We start from the raw sequence: 21,842 nt of genomic DNA on the forward strand, positions 1-21,842 counted from the left end.
GTAGGGGTCGCACAAAGTCAGGGGGTGAGAGCCACCTCACATTCATGTGTCGCACATGCCATCCCCGGAGTGACACGCAGGTGCAGCAGACGGCCCGTGGCAAGCACTTCGACCGTGTCGTCGGCGCGTACGACCGAGCGCACCGGACGGTTCCAGACGACCTCCAGGGGTTCGCCCGTACGGGGTGGCTCGCCGACGCAGAGCGTAGCGGTACGGCCCGTGCGCCGGACCAGCACGCTCGCCCCGGCCGACACGGTGAGCGGGCCCGCCGTGCCCGCCCGCCAGAAGTTCGCGGCGGTCAGGCCGAGCCGGTCGACGCGGACTGCCTGGCAGGCGCTGTCGTTGGCGAGGACCGACAGCCACTGGCGGTCGGCGGCGCGGGCGGCGACGGTGTGCCGGGCGGCCCCGGGCATGAGGACATAGGTGTACGAGGCGTCCTCGGGATCGGTGCCGTGGTCGAACCAGAGGGTCTGCCAGCGCCGGGTGCGCCGCTCGGTCGTACCGCCGGTGTTGATGTCGGACCAGGCGCCGGTGCGGTCCTCGCGGAGGGTGCGGAGTTCGCCGGTGGGCAGCACCCAGCCGCCGTGGCCGTCGAGGTGGGCCCAGCCGGGTCCCCGTACGAAGGACTGCGTGCCGCCCTCCCCCAGGTTGCGGTTGTCCACGACCGTCTCGACAGGGACCCCGTCGGCGCAGGTGATCCCGGCGCCGAGGCAGATCACCGCGTCCTCGACGCAGAACCAGGACTTCCGGGCCTCCAGCGTCGACTCCAGGCCTTTGAGGTGCTGGCCGACCGCCGCGTACTCGCCGTCGGTGGTGCCGCCGACCCAGCGGACGTCCGGCTTGGGCTCGCCCCACTCGCCGCCGGCCTTGTCGGGGAGCCGTCTGGTGGAGACGGTGGTGCCGGGGAGGCGGTACCAGTCGACGGTGGGCCAGTACCAGTCGGTGTACTGGCCCGGGTCGGCGGCCCACCACGAGAGCATTCCGGCGCCGGTGTGCCAGCCGCGCGGGTTCTCGCCGTTGCCGCACTCGTAGGCGGCGATACGGTCGCTCGCCATGGCGATGTTCGCGACGAACCCGGGGCGGCGGTGGACGGCCCGGTCCATGGCGGCGAAGAGACGGTGGCCGACGGGTTCGGGGGCCGCCGGGACCGGTGACCCGGCCACGGCGTGCAGTCGGGCGAGGTCGGCCACGTCGAACTGAGGGGCCGTCAGGATCGGTGTGACGGTGTCCCGTTCGATCCACCCCTTGATACGGCCGTACCAGCGCTCCCGTTCCGCGGTGCTCGCGCCGCCCGACAGGAGGGCGATGGCGGCGATGATCGCCTGGCCGTGGAAGTGGTCGCCGCGCAGGACGTGCCGGTCGTCGCTCTCGAGGTAACCGCGGCTGATGGCACGGCCGTTGACGCTGTCCATCACCAATCCGTCGTGGATCAGCGGGGCGTAGGCGCGCTCGACGCTGTCGAGGACGATCTGCCGGTTCGGGTCGGTCACCTCCCACGGGGAGCCGGCGAGGAGGGCGAAGAGGCGGCCGAGGCCGTCGAGCAGGACCTGGCCGTAGGTTCCGGAGTAGGCGACCCAGGTGTGCTGGACGAAGGAGCCGTCGGCGTAGAGGCCGTCGTCCTTCGTGACGTACGGGAAGACGGGTGAGAGCGCGTCCCGGGCGAGGGAGATCTTCGCGTCCGCGCGCCCCAGGATGCCGCGCAGGGCGACCGAGCGGCACAGGTCGACGCGGTTGGCGCCGGTGGAGGTGCCGGAGTAGTCGGTGAGCGTCGCGTCGGGGACGAAGTGGTCGACGGCGGCGCAGGCTGCCGCCCGCTGGGCGTCGGTGAGGTGGTCGTACAGGGCCGCCGTGAGGTCCATGAGGAGGCGTGGGCTGCCGATCTGCCATTCCCACCAGTTGCCGTAGCGGGTGGTGGTGGGGTTGTAGACGGTGGCGGAGAGGTGGTCGAGGCCGCGCAGGACCTCCGCGAGGAGGGTCTCGTCGCCGGTGGAGCCGGTGCCGGGCTGGAGGAAGGCCCGGGTCATCACCCACAGGCGGCCGTAGCTCTGGGTGATGCCGGACGGGGGGTCGTAGGGGAAGCCGGGCCAGAGGGAGGTCGCGGTGGGGGTCATGCCGGCCCGGAAACCGCGGGCGAGTTCGCCGGTCTCGGCGAGGCGGGCGGCGTACGGCTGCGACGCCGGGTCGTAGCCGCTGCCGAGGGCGATGTCGAGCCAGCGTCGGCGGAGGGTGTCGTAGGGGTCGGCGGTGGCGCGGGCGGGTGGGGCGGCCGTGGCCAGGAGGGCTGCCGCGAATAAGACGGCTCTGCGGGTGGGAGGTGTGGGGGCTCTGCGCTGCGGTTTCATACCGGGGCATCTACCACCACAGTGTCACCAAGCCAACACTTTGCGGATGATGTTGAAACGGCAACGGAATAGGTCTACGGTCGTTCCCGTTGAGTAGTTCAAGATTCAACATCCCCACTCCAAGGAGCTCCGTCATGGCGAACACCGACCTGACCGCACTGACCGGCGACTACACGATCGACACCGCGCACTCCACGATCGGCTTCACCGTCCGGCACGCCATGGTCACCAACGTCAAGGGCAAGTTCGACGAGTTCAGCGGCTCGCTGCACCTGGACGGCGGCGACCCGTCCGCGTCGACGGCCACCATCGACGTCAAGATGGACAGCATCGACACCGGGTCGGCGGACCGTGACGGGCACCTCAAGAGCGCGGACTTCTTCACGATCGAGGAGTTCCCGACGATGACGTTCCGCTCCACCAAGGCGGAGGCGCTCGGGGACGAGGACTACCGCATCACCGGCGACCTGACGATCCTCGGCACCACCAAGCCGCTCACCATCGACCTCGAGTTCAACGGCTCCGCGAAGGACCCCTTCGGCAACGAGCGCGTCGGCTTCGAGGGCAAGGCCGAGATCAAGCGCTCCGAGTGGGGCCTGACCTGGAACGCGGCCCTGGAGACGGGCGGTGTCCTGATCTCCGACAAGATCAAGCTGAACTTCGACATCTCCGCGATCAAGAACGCGTGAGCCTTCGGCGACGGCGCCGGTGAGGCCTGTCCGGGCTCACCGGCGCTTCTGCAACTGCGCGAGGATCGAGGCGACTTGAGCGGTGCGGCGCTGTGGGGTCCGGGCGCGCAGGAGGCCGAGCATCAGGAGGTAGCGGTCGGTCCTGTTGAGCGCCTCGAAGACCTCCCCGGCTCTCGGGTCCCGCTCCAACGCGGCGAGCAGCTCCGCCGGAACCGTCGCGCTGCCCTGCGATTCGTACGCCGCCTCCCAACGCCCGTCGGCCTTCGCTGCGGACACCTCGGCGAGGCCCGCGGGGCGCATCCGGCCCTCGTCGGCCAGTTCCGCGACCCGCCGCACGTTCACCATCGACCAGAGGCTGCCGGGGCGGCGCGGAGTGATCCGCTGCAGATAGTGCGTGGCGTCGAGACCCTTGCGCTGCCCGGTGATCCAACCGTGGCACAGCGCAAGGTCGTTGACCTCGGCGGCGGTCACGGAAGCGACACCGGAACCCTTCTTCGCGACCTTCACCCAGAGGCCGGTGCGCTGGGCCGGGTGGGCGGCCAGCCAGGCGTCGAGGTGGGCGGCCGACTCGAAGGCGAGGGTCGGGGTGGGGTCGGTCATGAGGTCAACGTAAGCGGGAAGTGGGACGGTTTCCGCCCTACTCGGGGGGCTCCGCTCACCGAGTGGGTCGTCCCGCCGCCGTCGGCCGCCGTCCCCGCACCGGCAGCAGCCACCACGCCGATGTCACCGTGAGCGCCGCGCCGACCGCGATCGCCGCGAGGCGGGTGGGCAGGAGGGTTGTCGCGTCCTGGCCGAAGTACCCGAGGAGGAGGGAGAGGGCGGTGGCCATTCCGGCCGCCCAGTAGGCGTAGTTGAGGGGACGCAGCCACAGGGCGATCGTCAGGACCGTGAACATCAGGGCCACCGAGGTCCGGCCGGTGACCCCGACGGCGGTGACCCCGGCCGCCGACAGGGTGCCCGCCGCGGCTCCCGCGAGACGCTCGATCCCCTTGCGCACGACGTCCGTTCGGCCGCGGTTGCCGCTCGCGACGACGTACGCCGTCAGGACCACCCAGGGCCAGTGGTCGTCGAAGAGGAGCCGGCCGGTGACGAAGGCGGCGGCGATAGCGGCCGCCATCTGCAAGGCCATACGGGTACTCGGGCGGGGATGGAGACGGGACGGGCGGCTGAGCGCCGGTTGCGGTGGGTCGGGGTCCGGGCGCCAGGGGCCGTAACGGTCCCCCAGCCCCTGCACGAGCCATACGCAGCACACCGCCACCACCCCGATCAGCGCCGCCCAGCCCCAAGTCACCAGCCCGCTCTGCGCCTTGGGCGGCAGCGTGGGGCCGGGGACGACCAGCAGCGCGATGAACGGCAGGGTCATCAGGGTGCCCGCCTTCGTGGCGGCCCGGCCGTAGCGGCGGATCCAGACGGGGGCCGCCATCCCGGCCGTGAACACCGCCGCGCCGACGACGTGGTGCGCGGCGATCAGCCGGCCCACGCCGATCGACACCGCCGCCGTAGCGGGCAGCAGGGCCAGCGCGGTCAGACGGCGCCGGGTGTCCGCGGTGCGCTGGGTTCCGGCCAGGGTGAGGGTCAGGGCGACCGCGAGAACGAGGACGTCGGTGTGCAGTCCGGCCGCCGTCTCCAGGCGGAGGGCGACGGCCCAGCAGAGCAGGACGGCCGTCATCGTCAAGGCCGCTTCGTACGCGTTGCGTATCAGTTTTGCCGTCACAGTGGCGAGAATAGGGCTATTCTCGCATCCAGATAGTAAGTTCTCGCGTAATATCTCGCCCATGAATCACCTCTCCTCCGCCGCCCGCATCCGTCGTGGCCTCGTGCGACTGAACCGGCGGCTCCGGCAGGAGCGCGGTGACGGGAGTCTCTCCCCCGGCCGCCTTGAGGTGCTCGGGCATCTGCACCGCAACGGCGCGGCCACCCCCGGCGAGGTCGCGGCTGCGCTGCGACAGCGGCCGCAGTCGCTGACCCGGGTCTTCGCTGAGCTGGAGGCGGAAGGGCTGCTGGCGCGCGAGGCCGGGACCGCGGACCGGCGCCGGTCCGTGCTGTCCGTCACGGACGCTGGGCGGTCGGCCCTGGAGCGGGACATGGCCGAGCGGGACGCCTGGCTGGCGAGGGCGTTGGCGTCGTTGAGCCCCACGGAGCGCGGGGTTCTGGAGTTGGCCGCGGAGTTGATGGAGCGGGTCGCCGACACGGAGACGCTTGGCTGAATCAGCCCCCTTGTGCGCCACTTCACAGGGTTCCCATAATCCATCAACAGATTTGACCGGCCCATGTCAGAACTTGGGCGTTCTTTGGGGCTCCAGTTTGGCATGAGCTCGTCAAAGCCACCCCCCACCCTGGAAGGCATCACCTTGAAGAAACTCCTCACGGCCCTCAAGAGATGTCTGGCGGTCGGAGCCGCCGCGCTCGCGATCGCCAGCCTCCAGCCCCTCTCGTCCGCGCAGGCCGCCCCCGCGCCCGTCGTCGGCGGAACCCGTGCCGCGCAGGGCGAGTTCCCGTTCATGGTGCGGCTCTCCATGGGCTGCGGCGGGGCGCTGTACACCCAGCAGATCGTGCTCACCGCCGCGCACTGTGTGAACGGGACCGGCGCGAACACCAGCATCACCGCCACCGCCGGGGTCGTGGACCTGCAGTCCACCACCGGGCGGGTGCAGGTCAGGTCGACGTACGTGTACCGGGCGCCCGGCTACAACGGCAACGGCAAGGACTGGGCGCTCATCAAGCTGGCCGCGCCGATCAACCTGCCCACGCTGAAGATCGCGACGACGACGCAGTACAACACCGGCACCTTCACCGTCGCCGGATGGGGTTCGGCCAGCGAGGGCGGGGCGCAGCAGCGGTACCTGCTGAAGGCGAACGTGCCGTTCGTGAGTGACGCGACCTGCCGGTCCTACAGCGGGTACAGCGGGCTGGTCGCGAGCGACGAGATCTGTGCCGGGTACGCGTCCGGTGGGGTCGACACCTGCCAGGGGGACTCCGGTGGGCCGATGTTCCGGCGGGACTCCGCGAACGCGTGGATCCAGGTCGGCATCGTGAGCTGGGGTATCGGGTGTGCGCGGCCGAACGCGCCGGGTGTCTACTCCGAGGTGTCCACGTTCGCCTCGGCGATCGCTTCCGCGGCGGCTTCGCTGTGAGGTGAGGGGTTCTTCGTAGGCGTACGGTCTTCCGCGGGTCCGGTGTGCTGGGTGCCGGGCCTGCGGTTTTCGCCCCCGCCGCCCCTACCCGTCCCGTCCCCAGGGGGCGCCGCCCCCTTCGACCCCCGTTCCGGGGGCCAGCCCCCGGACCCCCGCTCCTCAAACGCCGGAGGGGCTGAAATACAACAACGCCGGAGGGGTTGAATACCTGAACCCCTCAGAACCCGCCACCCCCGAAGTCACCCCCACCGCCGAAGTCGCCCCCGCCGCCGAAGTCACCGAAATCCCCGGAGTCGAAGTCCGCGCCGGACAGGTCGCCGCCCTCGTAGCCTCCACCGCCGAAGTCGCCGTAACCGGAGCCGTAGTCGGCCGCGTACGCGGGTGTGGCCATCATGCTGCCGAGGACCGTGCCGAAGAGCAGGCCGGGGAGGATGCCGCCGCCGAAGTAGCCGCCGGCCCAGGGGCCGTAGGCCGGGCCCGCGTCCCAGTAGGGGCGGCGGCCCTGGTCGGTGTCGACCTCGCGCATCACCGGGTCGCGGCCGTCGGCCAGGCGGGTGGCGTCGGCCGCGCAGACCGGCACCTCGCGCGCGGCCCCGCCCGGCGGGGTCCAGGTGGCGTCGGTGACGGAGGGGCCGTGGCGGGGGTCGAAGAAGCAGGGGACCCGGCGCTCGGGCAGCGGCCGGACCTCGCGGCGGGCGGCGAGCCGGGCCAGCGAGAAGCGGCCGTCCTCCAGGGCCTGGGTGACCGCCCGTACGTCCTCGGGTCTCGTCGCGGACGCCATGAGCGACTTCGCCTGCTCGTAGGCGTCGAGGGCGTGCTCGTAGTCCGCGCGCATCGCGTCGTCGGCGCCCGCCTCGGCCGGGTGGAAGTCCAGTCGGTCGAGTTCCTCGCCGAAGGCCGTGATGTCCTCGTCCACCACCACCCGCAGCTTCTCCAGCGCGGCCCGCTGCTCCTCCGTGTGCCGGCGCCGGTTGCGCCGCACCAGCGTGTACGCCCCCGCACCACCGGCCACGAGCACCGCGCCGACCGTGATCAGTGCCGTGGACGAGACGCCGCCGCCGTCGTCCGCGGACCGCCAGGTCGACGGGGCCGAGCCGCCCATGTTGGTGAGCGCGGCGGCGGTGAAGTCGGTCAGCTGGGTGCGCGTGTCCTCGCCCTCGACGGTGGTGACCAGGTTCCGAACGGCCGCGTTCGGCAGGACCGAGGAGTCGGCCCGGGCGTCGAAGGTGTCACCCAGGCGGACCGCGTACAGGCCGGTGATGCCGGTCGCGGTGCGCAGTTTCGTGAAGAGGTCCTGCTTCGGGAAGTCGGCGGGCAGCACCGCGACGAACAGCGGCCTGTCCGCCTTCGTGATCCGGTCCGCCAGGGCGTCCGCATCCTTGGCGGACAGCTGGGCCGCGGCGGCCGGATCGACGTAGACGGGGTTCTCGCGGAGGGCCTGGCCGATCGCCGAGACGCTGGTGGCGGTCGTCGTGGCGGTGGCGGGCGGGGTGGCCACGGACAGGGCGGCCAGGGCCGCGACCACCAGGGCGAGAAGCAGCCCCGGAAGGCTTCGGGTCCGTACGACGGCCTGCACACTGGCCTTCATACTTCGACGCTACCCGAAGCCGCCCGAAACCGACCTTCTCATGCGGATTTGTATGCCTCCGTCAGCTTGGCCACCGCCTCTCCGTAGCGGCCGGTCAGCAGTAGGTGATCGGCGGCGGCGAAGGGCTTGGCGAAGGCCGCGGTGACGTCCTTTTGCTGGACGATCAGCCGTGCCTTCGTGACGAGTGCGCGGCCCGTCGTGTCGGCTCCGGCCCGTTCGGCGGCCCTGGCCGCGGCGCCGAGCGCCTTGAGCGTGGCCGCTCCGCCGTCCGGGACCTTGGTGAGCGTGGTCAGGCCCCAGCCGTACGGGAACTGCGGGTCGTACGTCGGGTCGCCGACGTTGATCGGCAGCTGGGCCTCCGACTTCGGCCAGGTGACCGGGAGTTGGCCGGTGAAGGCGCGCTTGCCGTACAGGACGTCCGCGACCCCGTCGCCCTCCGTACCCGGCAGCCAGGAGGCGACCAGGGCGTCGATCCCGCCGAGCCGGTCGCCGACGAGCTGCGGCCGCCCGGAGACGATCAGCACCGCGCACTTCATGGCCGCGCACACCTTGTCGACGGCTGCCTGGTCGGCGGCGGACAGCTGGAGGTCGTGGCCGTTGCCGACGTCTCCGACGCCCTCGGCGTACGGGGTCTCCCCGACGACGACCACGCCGACGTCGTAGCCGCTCAACGGCGCGGACGCGTCCTTGGAGTACGTCAGTGACGAGGAGTTCCTCCGCATCGCTTCGAGGATCGTGGTGCCGGGGGTGATGTCGCCGGAGGAGCCCTGCCAGGTGACGGTCCAGCCGCCGGACTGGTTGCCGATGTCGTCGGCGTTGGACCCGGCGACGTACACCTTCTGCGACTTCTTGAGCGGCAGGAGTCCGCCGCTGTTCTTCAGCAGCACCTGCGACTCGGCGGCCGCCTCCCGCGCCACGGCCCGGTGCCTGGCGGAACCGATCTTCGAGGCGCCGCTCGTGTCGGCGTACGGCTTCTCGAAGAGGCCGAGCCGGAACTTCTGCGTGAGGATGCGCGCCACGGCGTCGTCGATCCGCTGCTCGCTGACGCGCCCGGCCCGCACCTCCGCGACGAGCGCGGTGTGGAAGTCCTTGTAGGCGTACGGGGCCATGACCATGTCGACGCCGGCGTTGACGGACGTACGGACGTCACTGGCGTAGTCACCGGGGATCTGGTCGATGCCGTTCCAGTCGCTGATGACGAAGCCGTCGAAGCCGAGCCTCTGCTTGAGGACTCCGTTGATCATGTCGCCGCGGGCGTGCATCTTGACCGGCCCGAGTCCGTCGCCGACGACATCGAGTGAGGAGTACGACGGCATGACCGTGCCCACGCCACGGTCCACGGCGGTCCTGTACGGCGCCAGGTGGACGGCGTCGAGCTGTTGCCGGGTGACCGTCGTGACGCCCTGGTCGATGGTGTACGTCCCTGTCGTGGAGGAGCCGTACGCGGTGCCGCCGTCGCCGACGAAGTGCTTCGCGGTGGCGAGGACCTTGTCGTTCCGGTCGAGGTCCTCGCCGTTCCTGGCCCCCTGGAGGCCCTGGACGACGGTCTCCATGGACTCGACGAGCGCCGGGTCCTCACCGAAGGACTCGTAGGAGCGGCCCCAGCGTTCGTCCCGGGTGACGCAGAGACAGGGCGCGAAGTCCCAGGGGATGCCGGTGGCACGGACCTCGGCGGCGGTCACGGCGCCTGCCTGCTGGGCGAGTTGGGGATCGCGGGTGGCCCCGATGCCGATGTTGTGCGGCAGGACGGTGGCGCCGACCAGGTTGTTGTGGCCGTGGACCGCGTCGACGCCGTAGACGAGGGGGATCTGGAACCGGGTTGCCTGTGCCCGGAGTTGGAAGGCGTCGATCATCCTCGCCCAGGCCGCAGCGGTGTTGGGCGTGGGGGTGGAGCCGCCGCCGGAGAGCAGCGAGCCGAGGTCGTGGGCGGCGATGTCGGCCCCGGTCCCCACGGCGCCGCGCTCGGCCTGGGTCATCTGGCCGGCCTTCTCGGTCAGGGACATCCGGGAGAGGAGGTCGGCGACGCGCTGCCGCACCGGCAACCTGGCGTTCAGATACGGCAGTCCGTGCGCGTCGATGACGACCTGCGGGGTCTCGGCGGGGGCCTTGGCGCCGGTGACAGTGAGCTTGAGCGGGATGGTCTCGGCGTTCTCGGCGGCCTTGTCCTTGTGGGTGGCGACCTTGAGGGTGCGGGTGGTGCCGGAGGCGGTCCCCGCAGGGAAGGTGAACTCGCCCTTGAGAGCGGTGTAGTCGGCGTCCGAGGCCGTGCCGCCGGTCGTCTCGTAGGCGACCGTCACGGGCTCGTCGATCGGGGCGGACCCGGTGGTGGCGACGGTGACCTCGATGGCGGCCGTGCCGCCCTCCTCGACCGGATACACGGCGGAGCCGGTGGTGACGTTCGCGCGCAACGACTGGTCGGCCTTGCCGTACAACTCGACGCCGTCCATGGCGAACTGTCCCGGAGCACCGACGGGGAGGGTGACGGCGTATCCCCACATCTGCGTCAGTCCCAGGACGTGGTCGATGCCGCCGACGGGCTGGTAGTCGGTGCGGTAGGCGAAGTCGGTGAAGGGGATCTCGATCTGCTTCCAGCCGGTGAAGTCGTCGGTGAAGGAGGTCGTCCACAGCTCGGAGGCCTCGCCGTTGGCGCCGCCGTCCTTGAGCTCGAACGCGATCTTCCTGCCGTTGTCCTGGCCGTCCCACCAGAAGCGGATGCCCGTGTGGGCGGACCAGTCGTGGGCGGGTTCGGCGAAGGCGAAGTCGTGGGTGAAGCCGCCGTAACCGCTGATGTCGTAGGTGCCGACGAGGACCTTGTCGCCCTCGGGGGCGTCGTCCCGGGGTGCGATCCGGAGCGTCGGGGGATCGTCGGTGTCGCTGCCCCAGGTGAAGATGCCGTTCTCCGGGGGGCTCGCGAAGGGGACTTCGCCTTCGAAGCGGTCGACGGGGAGCGGGGGCGGATCGTCGGCCGCCCGGGCGACGGCCAGGGGCAGCAGTGAGGTGAGCAACGCGGCGGAGACGAGCAGGGCGGTTCTTCGCATGGACCTTCCCTCGGCTCTCAGCTTTCACACAGGACTTGGCTCACGGCGTGAGTGAACTGAGGGCTCGTGCATCCGTCAAGACGCCACGTCGGCCATCGCGTCCCGGGCGGGTTGTCGTACCGCAACGTGACCGGTGCACAACGGTGGTCGTACGGCGGTGCCTTCGCTGGTGTGCTGGGGTGATGAGACGGGGTGTCTTCGCGGTGGCCGGTGCGGTCGTCGCCATAGGGCTGCTGAGTGGATGCGGGGCGGAGATTCTGCCGTTGGTCGCGGTGCGGGTGGACGGCGAGGGCCGGGCGCAAGCCGTGATCCGACCGTGCGGCGACGATCCGGTCCACGGAGTGTCGCTCTCCGGGGCGCCGGACGAGGACGAGTCCGGCGACGTCCTTTCCGGCTGGCGGGTGCCCGGCAAGCTGCGCGCCGCCGACGCCGAGTTCCCGCTGTTCTCCCCACCGGCCGCATGGCACGCCCAGGCCATCGGACCACAGCGCCCGGTGTCGGCGTACACCTACGAACTCGGCTTCGGCAAGGGGGAGTCCACCTACGAGTACACCGGCAGCGTCACCTTCCGCGCGAGGGACCTGGCCACGCTCGCGCCCGGCCAGGTCTGGGCCGACGACCGGGCCATGAGCCTCGGCGAGTTCGAGGAGCTCGCCGAGGGCTCGTGTTGAGCGACTACTCCGCGGGCTCCACCCCGGCCCGCAGCAGGCCGTACGTGTACGCGTCCTCCAGCGCCTGCCACGATGCCGCGATCACGTTCTCCGCGACGCCGACCGTGGACCACTCGCCGGAGCCGTCCGAGGTGGAGATCAGGACGCGGGTGGTGGACTGGGTGCCGTGGACGCCTTCGAGGATGCGGACCTTGTAGTCGACGAGGTCCAGCTTGGCGAGCTGGGGGTAGATCTTCTCGAGGGCCACGCGCAGGGTCCGGTCCAGGGCGTTGACCGGGCCGTTGCCCTCCGCCGTGGCGACGATGCGCTCGCCCTTGGCGAAGAGCTTGACCGTGGCCTCGTTGGCGTGGGTGCCGTCGGGGCGGTCCTCGACGATCGCGCGCCAGGACTCGACGGAGAAGTACTTCAGGGGCTTGCCCTCGACCTCGCCGCGCAGCAACAGCTCGAACGAGGCGTCCGCCGCCTCGTACGTGTAGCCCTTGAGCTCGCGCTCCTTGACCCGTTCCACCACCCGGCCGACCAGCTCGCGGTCGCCGCCCAGGTCGATGCCGAGTTCCTTGCCCTTGAGCTCGATCGAGGCGCGGCCCGCCATGTCGGAGACGAGCATCCGCATGGTGTTGCCGACCGTCTCGGGGTCGATGTGCTGGTAGAGGTCCGGGTCGACCTTGATCGCGGAGGCGTGCAGGCCGGCCTTGTGGGCGAAGGCCGACACGCCGACGTAGGGCTGGTGGGTGGAGGGGGTGAGGTTGACGACCTCGGCGATGGCGTGGGAGATGCGGGTCATCTCGCGCAGGCGCCCCTCCGGCAGCACCTTCTTGCCGTACTTCAGCTCCAGGGCCGCGACCACCGGGAACAGGTTGGCGTTGCCGACGCGCTCGCCGTAGCCGTTCGCCGTGCACTGGACGTGGGTCGCGCCCGCGTCCACGGCGGCGAGGGTGTTGGCGACCGCGCAGCCGGTGTCGTCCTGGGTGTGGATGCCGAGGCGGGCGCCGGTGTCGGCCAGCACCGTCGCCACCACCGCCTGGACCTGGGCCGGGAGCATGCCGCCGTTGGTGTCGCAGAGGATGACGACGGAGGCGCCGGCCTCCGAGGCGGCCCGTACGACGGCCTTCGCGTACTCGGGGTTCGCGCGGTAGCCGTCGAAGAAGTGCTCGCAGTCGACGAAGACCCGGCGGCCCTGCTCCTTCAGGAAGGAGACGGTGTCGCGGACCATCTCCAGGTTCTCGTCCAGCGTCGTCCTGAGCGCCAGTTCGACATGGCGGTCGTGCGACTTGGCGACCAGGGTGATCACGTCAGCGCCGGAGTCCAGGAGGGCCTTGACCTGCGGGTCCTCGGAGGCCTTGCCCCCTGCCCTGCGCGTCGCGCCGAAGGCCACCAGCTGAGCGTGCTTGAAGTCGATCTCCTGACGGGCGCGGGCGAAGAACTCGGTGTCCCGCGGGTTGGCGCCGGGCCAGCCGCCCTCGATGAAGCCCACGCCGAAGTCGTCCAGGTGCCGTGCGATGGCCAGCTTGTCCGCGACGGTGAGGTTGATGCCCTCCCGCTGGGCGCCGTCGCGCAGGGTGGTGTCGAAGACGTGGAACTGATCGTCGAGCTCGCTGGTTGCGGTCATGGTCTCAAGGCTCCTGAGGATTGGATCTCGGTCGTACCGGAATGACCGGCTCCACCGCCCCCACATACTCCCTCGCGCTCTCGCCTCCGGCTGCGGGTGGGCCAGAAAAAGCGAAAAACCCCTCGCGGGTGCGAGAGGTCTGCGCGCGGGTCGAGGACGACGGTGTCCACCCGTACCTGGTCGTACGTGGCGGTCACTGCGGACCGGCGCGCCTGCTGCCAATAATCATGGCGAACGAGAGCACGGGGGCAGTCTGGCACAGACCGCCCCCGTGCTCACCCTCCGTCTCAGGATGCGAACACTGTGCTGGTCATCGCAGGTGCCGCAGGAAGCCGTCGCCGGTGCCGTTGGTGTCGCCGGGGACGAACTCGGACGACGAGGAGTAGAAGGAGAGCAGCCGACCGTTGCGGCTGAACGTGCTGGCTGAGGCGTATCCCTCGGTCAGCGGTCCGCCGGCGAGCGTGCGGGTGACGAGTTCGGTCCGGCCGGTCCGCAGCTCCTGGACGTGGACGTTCTCGATGACCGGTTCGTCGCCCAGGGGGGTCCTGGTGCTGTAGGCCAGCCGACGGCCGTCGGGGCTGAGGAGGCCGTAGGCGAGGCCCCCCTCGCCGTGGTGGGTGACCCACCGGGTCTTCCCGGTCCGGGTGTCGTACAGGTACAGCTCCCAGGTGTACTGCGGTGCCCCGGGGACCGTGCTCTCGTCGAAGGAGGCGTACGCGAGGAGGGTGCCGTCCGCGGAGAGCGAGGCGCCCAGCGGTGAGCCGTTGGTCGGACTGCCGTCGGACGCGGCGTTCACCAGTTTCTGTTCGCCGCTGCGCAGGTCGACCAGCCACAGCTCGTGACGCCCGCCGCGGGGATGCCGCTGCACATAGGTCAGGTGACTCCCGTCGGCGCTGAGGTCGATGCTGAAGACGTACCAGTCCGACGGGATGTGGTCGCTGACCCGCCGCACGGTACCGGTGCGGCGGTCGACGACGTAGCCGAGGACCTGGTTGTTCGCGGCCCCCTCCATCTGCCGCGACGAGGCGTCGAAGGCGAAGTACCGGCCGTCGGCGGACATGTCGAAGTTGTCGTAGGTCTGGGCCGTGCCGCCGTCGGGGGCGGCGCTGACCCGTTCCGTGCGGCCGGTGCGCCGGTCGTGGACGTAGACGTCGTTCACGTACTGGTCGGGTGCGGGCCACTCGTCGAGGTTCTTCGCCGAGGACATGAAGGCGACGTACCGGCCGTCGGCGCTGATCTGCGCCCGGGAGCTGCCGCCGCCGACCGCCTGTGTCCCGTCCGAGGCCACGTTGACCCGCTCGACGGTCCCCCGGCGCAGGTCCCGGACGAACACGTCCCTCGCGCCGTTGGTGTCGCCCGGCACCACCTCCGGGTCGTCCGAGACGAACGCGACATAGCGCCCGTCGGCACTGAGGATCGGGCCGCCGGTGCCCTTCTCGATCTGCTTCCCCGTCGCCGACAGTGTGATCCGCTCGGTGCCGGGCGGCGGCGCGGCGGACGCGGTGGCGGCGGACAGGGTGATCAGGCCGGCGGCGAGCGCGGCGGTGAGTGCGGTGCGGTGCGTTCTCGTACGCATATTCGTTCCCCCGTGGTCGGTCACTGTCATTGCACTGTCCGCAGGAACACGTCCGACACCCCGTCGGTGTCGCCCGCCACCAGATCGGGTGACGCCGACTCGAAGGCGACGACCGTGCCGTCGGCGTTGGCGGAGGGGTGTGAGGCCGGGAGGTCGTTGCGGCCGCCCCAGCGGTCGACGCTGACCAACTGGCGCTTCTCTGTGGCGAGTTCGAGCAGGTACACGGAACGGCCCGAGGTGTACGCGAGGGCCGTGCCGGTCCCGGCGAGCGAGGGCTGGGCGCCCCGGACCCGGGTGGTGGCACCGGTGTCGAGGTCGTGGACCACGGCGTACCGCCCCTGCTGGTAGGCGACCTTGCGGCCGTCCGCACTGAGCGAGGGCGCCGTGGCGTGCTCGCCGGCCTTCTCCAGGGCGCCGGTGTCCAGGTCACGGACGTAGACGGCGTCGCCCTGCTCGAAGGCGATGTACCTGCCGTCGTAGTTGATCGACGGGTTTCCCGCCGCCTCGCCCGTGGGCGCGCTGACGACCGCGGTGTCACCGCCGTTGAACCTGAAGCGGTAGATCCGGGGCTGTGGGTCCGGGTCGGTGTCGGTGGCGGGCAGGGTCGCCGCGTAGGTGAGCCACTGGCAGGTGGGGTCCACCACGGGCTGTCCCATCCAGGTGAAGCGGACGCCCTGGTAGGAGCCGAGGCTGGTGAGCTTGCCGACCGAGCGGTTGCGGACGTGGATGCCCGGACCGCCGTCGGGGTCGTAGGGGCCCGTGTAGCCGACCATGCGCCCGCTGTAGCAGGGCGATCCCTCGGCGGACGGCTTCTGCCCGGTGGAGTTGACCTGGGAGACGCCCACGGGCGTGTTGATGAAGACATCGCCGTCCGACGTGAAGGAGACGACCTTGTTCTCCCCCATCACCGGGTCGTACGAGGCTCCGCCCGTCCTGCTGATCCGCTCGGTGACGGACGGCATCGGGGCCGGGTTGCCGCGGAGCCTGCCCGAGAAGACGAAGACGTCCGACTCCCGGTTGGTGTCCCCCGGCACCAGGTGGGACGCGTCCGAACTGAAGGCCACCACACGCCCCTTGTCCGCCAGGGCGTCCGGCATGACCAGGGCGGCGTGCGGGAGGGCGGCCCCGCGCAGGCCCGTCCGCAGATCGCGGACCCGAATGCCGTCCTCGCCCGCGACGACGGCGTACCGGCCGTCCGCCGTGGCCGCGGAGACACTCCCCTCGACCACGCGCCGCGCCTCGCCCGCGCGGAGGTCGTAGGCGTACAGCCAGCCCTCGGCCTCGAAGAGGACGCGGCGGCCGTCCGCGGTGATACTGACCAGCGAGCCCTGGCCGAGGCCCGCGTCGACCTGGATCCGCTCACCCGTGTCCCGGTCCCTGACGAACACGTCGTTGACGTCGTCCTCGCTCGTCCCCTCGACCTGGTAGGCGACCCTTCGGCCGTCACCGCTCACCGAGGCGCCGCGCTTCGAACCCTCCTCGGCCGGCGAGATCAGCTCGTCGGTGCCGGTGGCCGTGTCGCGGACGTACAACAGCCGTGTGTTCTCCGGGCCGTGGCGGTTGCCGACGGTGTACGCGATGTGCGTGCCGTCGGAGCTGATCGACTGGGCGCGGCCCAACTCGTTGAAACCGGGCGGGTCCTGGGGCCACAGCTTCTCCGCACGGCCGGTGGCGCGGTCGTACAGGTAGGGGGCCGTGAAGCGGGTGCCGGCGGAGAACGCGATACGGCCGCCGTCGGCGCTCGGCATCGGCGAGCTGTACAGATAGCCGCCGCCGAGGTCGATCTTGGTGACCCCGCCGTCGGTCACGTCCTTCACCAGCAGGCACGGGGTGAAGCGTGCGCAGCCGAAACTCGCCGCGGTGGACGTGAACGCGACATGGTGGCCGTCGGCGCTGATCGCGGCCCCGCTCGACGGTCCGTCGGCCTGGCTGCCGTCGGCGGCGGTGCTCACGCGTTGGGTGCGCGGCTTTTCCGGGCCGGACTGCGCGTGCGCGGTGGTGCCGGCCAGGGATACGACGACTACCGCCCCCAGCAGGGCGCTTGAGAGGCGGGACATCAGCGCGACCTCCACTGGAAGACGTCGTACACGCCATTGGTGTCACCGTGGACGACGTCCGTGTCCTGCGTGGAGTAGAAGACCGAGCGGCCGCCCGAGGAGACCGATCCGTCGGCGGCGCTGCCGTGGCCGACGAGGACGCGGTGTCCGCCGTGGAGCAGCCAGAGGTTCGACTGGCCGTCCTGGAGCAGGAGCCGGCGCCCGTCGGGGCTGACGGCGCGGATCTCGGCGCCGGGGAAGTGCCGGACCTTCCCGGTGCGCAGGTCCCTGGTGTACGAGCCGTCCGCCGAATCCATCACCAGGACACGGCCGTTGACGCTCAGCTGCACCACGGTCGAGGGTGTCCCGTCGTCGGCCTCGGTCCGGGTTTTGGTGGTGCGGTCGGCGACCCAGACGTCACCGGTGCCGTCGTCCTGGTAGGCGACGAGGCGGCCGTCTCCGCTGAGGGAGGGGTTGGCCATGTCCCGGGTGGAGTCGGCGGGGCCCTCGCTCACGGTCTCGGTGGTGCCGGTGACCCGGTCGTGGAGGTCGATGCGGGTCGGGAACTGCGGGTGCCCGGACCACTGGTAGGCGATGTAGCGGCCGTTCGCGCTGATCTCCGGGGAGGCCGCGCTGTCCTGGGAGTCACCCCCGACCCGGGTTCTCGTACCCGTGGTCAGGTCGGTCAGGAAGACGTTGATCTTGCGGGTGCCCCAGTCGATGTACGTGGCCCAGCGGCCGTCGGCGCTCAGCCGGGGCGTGCTGAGCGCGGCCTCGATCTTCGTGAGGTGGCCGGTGCGCAGGTCGCGGACGTACGCGTAGGTGCCCGGGTGGGTGATGCCCTCGGGCACGAGGTTGGTCGCCGACGAGCGGAACGCCACGAAGCGTCCGTCGGGCGTGGTGACGGCGGCGCTGGAGGCACCGTCGCCCTGGGTGCCGTCGGCGGCGGTGCTGACGCGCTCCGTTCGGGGCGCGGCGACGGCGTGCGTGGCGGTGAGTGCGAGCAGCAGCGCCGTTCCTAAGGAAACTGCGGACACACCTCTGGCTCTGGCCATGTTCCCCCCTGTGGTCCCCGTGGACGCTTGTGGTCCTTTCGAGGCAAACGCACCCATCACCACAGGGTCAATCGGCCTTATTGCGTACAACCCGGGCGGTAGGTCACGCGTCCGCGAGGAGACTCTCGTCGAGGTACTCCCGTACGTGGCCGAGAATCATCCCCGGAGGGCCCGCAGCCGGCCCGCGCAGCCCGATCGCCAGGTCGACGTCTTCAATCGCCCCTCGACAGCGGCCGAGGGCAGGGCCGCGCTCACACGCTCCCCCTGAGTGACCTTCAGAAGAACCGCGACCAGCAGCCAGGCGACGGTGAGCGCGGGCTGGGTCGGTGCGGGGTCCATCGCTCACCCCACCTCCAGCCCCGGCAGGAACCGCTCCGCCCCGAACGCCGGTTTCAGATCGGTGAACCAGGTCGCTCCCTCGTCGTAGGCCGCGAAGAAGGGCCGGTCGACCAGGGACGGGTCGCGGGCCTGGATCAGGTGCAGGACGAAGACCTTCTCGCCGGCGATCTCGGCCACACCGTCCACGCACACCTTGCCCGGCATCGCCGACATCACCGGGCCTCGGACCGTACGGGCGAGGCCCGAGACGCGGGCGTAGGCGTCACGGAAGATCTCGTGGCCGCGGGCCAGGGGGACGCCGAAGTAGCCCTGGGGGCCGGTGTCCCGCTCGACGAACTGGTAGTACGGCACCGCTCCGAGCGTGGTCGTCTCGTCCCAGAGTTCGGCCCAGGCCTCGGCGCTGTCGTTGATGCCGGCGACCAGCGGGCCCTGGCAGCGGATCACGGCGCCGGTGTCGCGGACCCGGCGCATGGCCTGCCGTACGACGGGCGGGCGCAGCTCCTGCGGATGCGTGAAGTGGGCCATCAGGGCGAGGTGACGGCCACTCGCGACGACCTTCTCGAACAGGCGCAGCAGATCGTCCGCGTCGCGGTCGCGGGTGAAGCGGTACGGCCAGAAGGCGAGGGACTTGGTGCCGATCCGGATCGAGCGGACCGTGTCGATCTCCAGGAGCGGTTCGACGTAGCGGCGCAGCACGTCCGTGCTCATGACCAGTGGATCGCCGCCGGTGATGAGGGCGCTGGTGACCTCGGGATGGGCCCGCAGATACGAGGACGTCGTCCCGATGTCGTCGGTCGCGATGCGCAGTTCGGCCTCGCCGACGAACTGCGGCCAGCGGAAGCAGTACGTGCAGTAGGCGTGGCAGGTCTGGCCCTGGCGCGGGAAGATCAGCACGGTCTCGGGGTACTTGTGCTGGAGCCCGGTCAGGCGCTGCCCCTCGTGCACGGGGACGTTGGCGTCGAGCTGGCCGGAGGGGTGCGGGTTGAGCTTCATCCGGATCTCGTGCGCGGCGCGCAGGATCTCGGACTTGGGCGCCTGCCTGGCCAACAGGTCCTTCATGCGGCGCAGTTCGGGGCCGGGCAGCATCCCTTCCTGCGGGAAGGTGAGCCGGAAGACCGGGTCGTCGGGCGCCGCCGTCCAGTCGATGAGCTCGTCGACGACGTAGGAGTTCGTACGGAACGGCAGGACCGCCGACACCGCGCGCAGGGCGAGGTGCTGATCGGCCGTCAGGGAGACACGCTGGAGCAGTCCGTCCAGGTCACGGGGTGTGAAGGCGCGGAATCGGGTGCCCCCCTGGGAGGGAGCGAGGTGGTGCGTTGAACTCATGGAGCCAGGGCCCTCTATTCCGTGATCAGGACCGGCGGCCGCAACTCGACGAAGGCGGTCGCCGACGCATCGTACTTCTCCACGAAGTGCTGGATGAGCCGCGTGTGCAGCTCGCTCTCGTCGTCCACGACGACCACCTGGTGGGCCTCGTCGTGGGTCAGGCCCTCGCTGTACGCGGAGAGTTCGTCGAGGCGGTGCCGGGCCAGATAGGTGACGAGGTCGGCGCCCGCGACGTACAGACAGTCGTCGACGAGGACGAACCGGCAGCTGAACTCCCGGCGCGCGGCGGCCGCGTCGACCAGGGTGACCGGCAGATGGGTGAACCGTTCCATCCGCCTGCTCTGCTGCCACAGCTCGTCGAACCGCTGCTCCACGAAGGTGCCGAGCGGTGAGCGCACCGCGACCTCCAGCTGGACGCCCTCCCCGGAGAGCCGGCCCACGGTGAGGAAGGAGACCAGGCACCGCTCGTCCCATCGGTACAGGGTGACACCGGGCGAGGTGGAGCACAGCCGTACTTCGAGCAGGGGGCGGGAGTTCTCGTCGAGGCGCTGCGCGAACCGGTGGAGGGTGCGCAGGTTGCGCAGGATGTCCCGGCGGATGTCGGCGCTGCGCTCGCCGAGTTCCCGGCCGCGCAGGATCACCGCGAGGGAGTCGGGGTCCAGGAGCAGGATCTGGACCCGGGTGCCGTGCGCGGTGGCGGTCTTGATCCCGCGGAAGAGCCGCTCGGAGAATTGCGGGCCGAAGAGGTTGGAGAAGGTGTCGAGGACCTTGACGCTGGAGGTGGCGCCGTGGACCTGGCCGCTGAACCACTCGTAGTCCAGGCGGGTGTGCTCGCGGACCCGGCCCTCCTGGGCCCGGGAGATCAGCGGGCCGATCACGAAGACGGTGATGACGACGCCGACGAGGTCGGTACCGAGGTTGAGGGCGAGGTTCTCGCCGTATTTGCCCACGCTCCGGGCGAACCACAGCAGCACGGCCGCGCAGGCCGCCAGCAGGACGAGCACGGTGAGGCTCTGCGGGCGCCGCGGGGTGCGCAAGGTGCGGGCCAGCCAGCGCAGCCGGGGTATCGGCGAGCGTCCGTTCACCCCTGTACCCCCTGGTGTGTGTGCGCAGGGGAGGGCGCGCTCCCCCCGCGGAATCAGTGGATACCCGCGCGGGGGAGGCGATACGCGTCGAACGGACGGCCGGAGCCCGGACAGCGGTCGGCTCAGCCCAGCTGGTGCATCCAGCCGTGCTTGTCCTCTGCCGTGCCGCGCTGGATGTCCAGGAGGGCCTGGCGGAGCTTCAGGGTGACCTCGCCGGGCTCGCCGCCGGACTGGCGCCACTCGGCGCCCTCGCGCTTGACCGTGCCGACGGGGGTGATCACGGCGGCCGTACCGCAGGCGAAGACCTCGGTCAGGGTGCCGTTCTCGGAGTCGCGCTGCCACTGGTCGACGGAGACGCGGCCCTCCTCGGACGTGTAGCCGAGGTCGCGGGCGACGGCGAGCAGGGAGTCGCGGGTGACGCCCTCCAGGATCGAGCCGGTGAGGGTGGGGGTCACGATCCGGTCGCCGTACACGAAGTACAGGTTCATGCCGCCGAGCTCCTCGACCCAGGTGTGCTCGACCGCGTCGAGGTAGCAGACCTGGTCGCAGCCCTTGGCGGCGGCCTCGGCCTGGGCGAGGAGGGAGGCCGCGTAGTTGCCGCCGGTCTTGGCGTCACCGGTGCCGCCGGGGACCGCGCGGACGCGGTTCTCGGAGAGCCAGATGGTGACCGGCTTGACGCCACCCGGGAAGTACGCGCCGGCCGGGGAGGCGATGACCATGAAGAGGTACTCGTTGGCCGGCTTGACGCCCAGGCCGACCTCGGTGGCGATCATGAAGGGGCGCAGGTAGAGGGACTCCTCGCCGCCGTGTGCCGGGACCCAGGCCTCGTCCTGCCGCACGAGCGCGTCACAGGCCTCGATGAACGTCTCGACCGGCAGCTCCGGCATGCCGAGCCGGTGCGCGGACCGCTGGAAGCGCTCGGCGTTCTTCTCGGGCCGGAAGGTGGCGATGGAGCCGTCGGGCTGGCGGTACGCCTTGAGGCCTTCGAAGATCTCCTGCGCGTAGTGCAGGACCATGGTCGCCGGGTCGAGGGAGATCGGCGCGTACGGAACGAGCTGACCGTCGTGCCAGCCGCGGCCCTCGGTCCACTTGATGACCACCATGTGGTCGGTGAAGTGGCGGCCGAAGCCGGGGTTCGCCAGGATCGCCTCGCGTTCCGCGTCGGAAAGTGGCGAGGCCGAGGGCTTGAGCTCGATCGTGGGCGTCGTCATGAGTGGTTGTCCTTCACCGGTTGTGTAGTGACGGGCCGCGCTCACGCCCTTTACTGTCAGTGACCAGTGTTAGGACGTCCGAGCATTCCCTCATTCCGCGGCTCCGCGTTCGATTATCGCAAGCGGGGGGCCGAGGAAGAAAA

At 70.8% G+C, this 21,842-nt stretch carries 17 protein-coding genes; 4 read left to right on the forward strand and 13 right to left on the reverse strand.

Annotation, left to right across the window (positions count from 1 at the left end):
- Positions 1-17: 17 nt before the first annotated feature.
- On the reverse strand, positions 18-2,342 hold the full coding sequence (locus tag AB0D34_RS20680; RefSeq protein ID WP_362663344.1) for a polysaccharide lyase 8 family protein: 2,325 nt from the start codon (positions 2,340-2,342) through the stop codon (positions 18-20).
- 134 nt (positions 2,343-2,476) lie between these two features.
- On the opposite strand from AB0D34_RS20680, the gene AB0D34_RS20685 reads away from it, so the two are divergent.
- Positions 2,477-3,031 (forward strand): YceI family protein, encoded by a 555-nt coding sequence (locus tag AB0D34_RS20685; RefSeq protein ID WP_362663346.1) that lies wholly within the window; start codon positions 2,477-2,479, stop codon positions 3,029-3,031.
- 36 nt (positions 3,032-3,067) lie between these two features.
- On the opposite strand, the gene AB0D34_RS20690 is transcribed toward AB0D34_RS20685, so the two are convergent.
- Both AB0D34_RS20690 and AB0D34_RS20695 read right to left on the reverse strand, forming a co-directional pair.
- Entirely contained in the window at positions 3,068-3,631 is a 564-nt protein-coding gene (locus AB0D34_RS20690; RefSeq protein ID WP_362663348.1) for a YdeI/OmpD-associated family protein, read from the reverse strand.
- Between the two features lie 55 nt (positions 3,632-3,686).
- Positions 3,687-4,745 carry an FUSC family protein gene (locus AB0D34_RS20695; protein WP_362663350.1) on the reverse strand — a complete coding sequence of 353 codons (1,059 nt, stop codon included), beginning with the start codon at positions 4,743-4,745 and terminating at the stop codon, positions 3,687-3,689.
- Between the two features lie 61 nt (positions 4,746-4,806).
- Here AB0D34_RS20695 and AB0D34_RS20700 point away from each other — a divergent pair, with 61 nt between their 5' ends.
- Positions 4,807-5,238, forward strand: coding sequence for a MarR family transcriptional regulator (locus AB0D34_RS20700; RefSeq protein WP_362663352.1), 432 nt, complete (start codon positions 4,807-4,809; stop codon positions 5,236-5,238).
- Positions 5,239-5,382: 144 nt separating this feature from the next.
- Positions 5,383-6,165: a serine protease gene (locus tag AB0D34_RS20705; RefSeq protein ID WP_362663354.1), complete on the forward strand. Its 783-nt coding sequence runs from the start codon at positions 5,383-5,385 to the stop codon at positions 6,163-6,165.
- A gap of 217 nt (positions 6,166-6,382) precedes the next feature.
- Here AB0D34_RS20705 and AB0D34_RS20710 read toward each other — a convergent pair whose 3' ends face one another.
- Positions 6,383-7,753 (reverse strand): hypothetical protein, encoded by a 1,371-nt coding sequence (locus AB0D34_RS20710; protein WP_362663355.1) that lies wholly within the window; start codon positions 7,751-7,753, stop codon positions 6,383-6,385.
- A gap of 38 nt (positions 7,754-7,791) precedes the next feature.
- A complete protein-coding gene (locus tag AB0D34_RS20715; protein WP_362663357.1) occupies positions 7,792-10,791 on the reverse strand; it encodes a glycoside hydrolase family 3 N-terminal domain-containing protein in 3,000 nt (999 codons plus the stop codon).
- A 182-nt stretch (positions 10,792-10,973) separates the two neighbouring features.
- Between AB0D34_RS20715 and AB0D34_RS20720 the strand changes: the two genes are divergently transcribed.
- Complete coding sequence (locus AB0D34_RS20720) at positions 10,974-11,462, forward strand: hypothetical protein (RefSeq protein WP_362663359.1); 489 nt, start codon at positions 10,974-10,976, stop codon at positions 11,460-11,462.
- Between the two features lie 4 nt (positions 11,463-11,466).
- Here the strand turns inward: AB0D34_RS20720 and cimA are convergent, their stop codons facing one another.
- The 8 genes from cimA to AB0D34_RS20760 form a co-directional block, all read right to left on the reverse strand.
- Positions 11,467-13,071, reverse strand: coding sequence for a citramalate synthase (gene cimA, locus AB0D34_RS20725; protein WP_362663361.1), 1,605 nt, complete (start codon positions 13,069-13,071; stop codon positions 11,467-11,469).
- 310 nt (positions 13,072-13,381) lie between these two features.
- Positions 13,382-14,647 (reverse strand): hypothetical protein, encoded by a 1,266-nt coding sequence (locus tag AB0D34_RS20730; RefSeq protein WP_362663363.1) that lies wholly within the window; start codon positions 14,645-14,647, stop codon positions 13,382-13,384.
- 26 nt (positions 14,648-14,673) lie between these two features.
- Positions 14,674-16,704 (reverse strand): hypothetical protein, encoded by a 2,031-nt coding sequence (locus tag AB0D34_RS20735; RefSeq protein ID WP_362663365.1) that lies wholly within the window; start codon positions 16,702-16,704, stop codon positions 14,674-14,676.
- The gene (locus tag AB0D34_RS20740; protein WP_362663367.1) at positions 16,704-17,738 is read right to left on the reverse strand and encodes a protein TolB; all 1,035 of its coding nucleotides are present in this window, start codon (positions 17,736-17,738) and stop codon (positions 16,704-16,706) included. Before AB0D34_RS20740 ends, AB0D34_RS20735 begins: the two co-directional genes overlap by 1 nt.
- Before the next feature lie 156 nt (positions 17,739-17,894).
- A complete protein-coding gene (locus AB0D34_RS20745) occupies positions 17,895-18,077 on the reverse strand; it encodes a hypothetical protein (protein ID WP_362663369.1) in 183 nt (60 codons plus the stop codon).
- Between the two features lie 3 nt (positions 18,078-18,080).
- Positions 18,081-19,403 carry a lysine 2,3-aminomutase gene (locus AB0D34_RS20750; protein WP_362663371.1) on the reverse strand — a complete coding sequence of 441 codons (1,323 nt, stop codon included), beginning with the start codon at positions 19,401-19,403 and terminating at the stop codon, positions 18,081-18,083.
- 14 nt (positions 19,404-19,417) lie between these two features.
- Positions 19,418-20,488, reverse strand: coding sequence for a hypothetical protein (locus tag AB0D34_RS20755; RefSeq protein WP_362663373.1), 1,071 nt, complete (start codon positions 20,486-20,488; stop codon positions 19,418-19,420).
- 122 nt (positions 20,489-20,610) lie between these two features.
- A complete protein-coding gene (locus AB0D34_RS20760; protein WP_362663375.1) occupies positions 20,611-21,699 on the reverse strand; it encodes a branched-chain amino acid aminotransferase in 1,089 nt (362 codons plus the stop codon).
- Positions 21,700-21,842: the final 143 nt, after the last annotated feature.

It is taken from the genome of Streptomyces sp. NPDC048420 (genome assembly GCF_040651535.1).
Taxonomy (GTDB): domain Bacteria; phylum Actinomycetota; class Actinomycetes; order Streptomycetales; family Streptomycetaceae; genus Streptomyces.

Bases quoted from the DNA above. Each gene is read 5' to 3' on its own strand.
- AB0D34_RS20680 (WP_362663344.1), bottom strand. From the start codon at position 2,342: ATGAAACCGCAGCGCAGAGCCCCCACACCTCCCACCCGCAGAGCCGTC.
- AB0D34_RS20685 (WP_362663346.1), top strand. From the start codon at position 2,477: ATGGCGAACACCGACCTGACCGCACTGACCGGCGACTACACGATCGAC.
- AB0D34_RS20690 (WP_362663348.1), bottom strand. From the start codon at position 3,631: ATGACCGACCCCACCCCGACCCTCGCCTTCGAGTCGGCCGCCCACCTC.
- AB0D34_RS20700 (WP_362663352.1), top strand. From the start codon at position 4,807: ATGAATCACCTCTCCTCCGCCGCCCGCATCCGTCGTGGCCTCGTGCGA.
- AB0D34_RS20710 (WP_362663355.1), bottom strand. From the start codon at position 7,753: ATGAAGGCCAGTGTGCAGGCCGTCGTACGGACCCGAAGCCTTCCGGGG.
- AB0D34_RS20715 (WP_362663357.1), bottom strand. From the start codon at position 10,791: ATGCGAAGAACCGCCCTGCTCGTCTCCGCCGCGTTGCTCACCTCACTG.
- AB0D34_RS20720 (WP_362663359.1), top strand. From the start codon at position 10,974: ATGAGACGGGGTGTCTTCGCGGTGGCCGGTGCGGTCGTCGCCATAGGG.
- cimA (WP_362663361.1), bottom strand. From the start codon at position 13,071: ATGACCGCAACCAGCGAGCTCGACGATCAGTTCCACGTCTTCGACACC.
- AB0D34_RS20730 (WP_362663363.1), bottom strand. From the start codon at position 14,647: ATGCGTACGAGAACGCACCGCACCGCACTCACCGCCGCGCTCGCCGCC.
- AB0D34_RS20735 (WP_362663365.1), bottom strand. From the start codon at position 16,704: ATGTCCCGCCTCTCAAGCGCCCTGCTGGGGGCGGTAGTCGTCGTATCC.
- AB0D34_RS20740 (WP_362663367.1), bottom strand. From the start codon at position 17,738: ATGGCCAGAGCCAGAGGTGTGTCCGCAGTTTCCTTAGGAACGGCGCTG.
- AB0D34_RS20745 (WP_362663369.1), bottom strand. From the start codon at position 18,077: ATGGACCCCGCACCGACCCAGCCCGCGCTCACCGTCGCCTGGCTGCTG.
- AB0D34_RS20750 (WP_362663371.1), bottom strand. From the start codon at position 19,403: ATGAGTTCAACGCACCACCTCGCTCCCTCCCAGGGGGGCACCCGATTC.
- AB0D34_RS20760 (WP_362663375.1), bottom strand. From the start codon at position 21,699: ATGACGACGCCCACGATCGAGCTCAAGCCCTCGGCCTCGCCACTTTCC.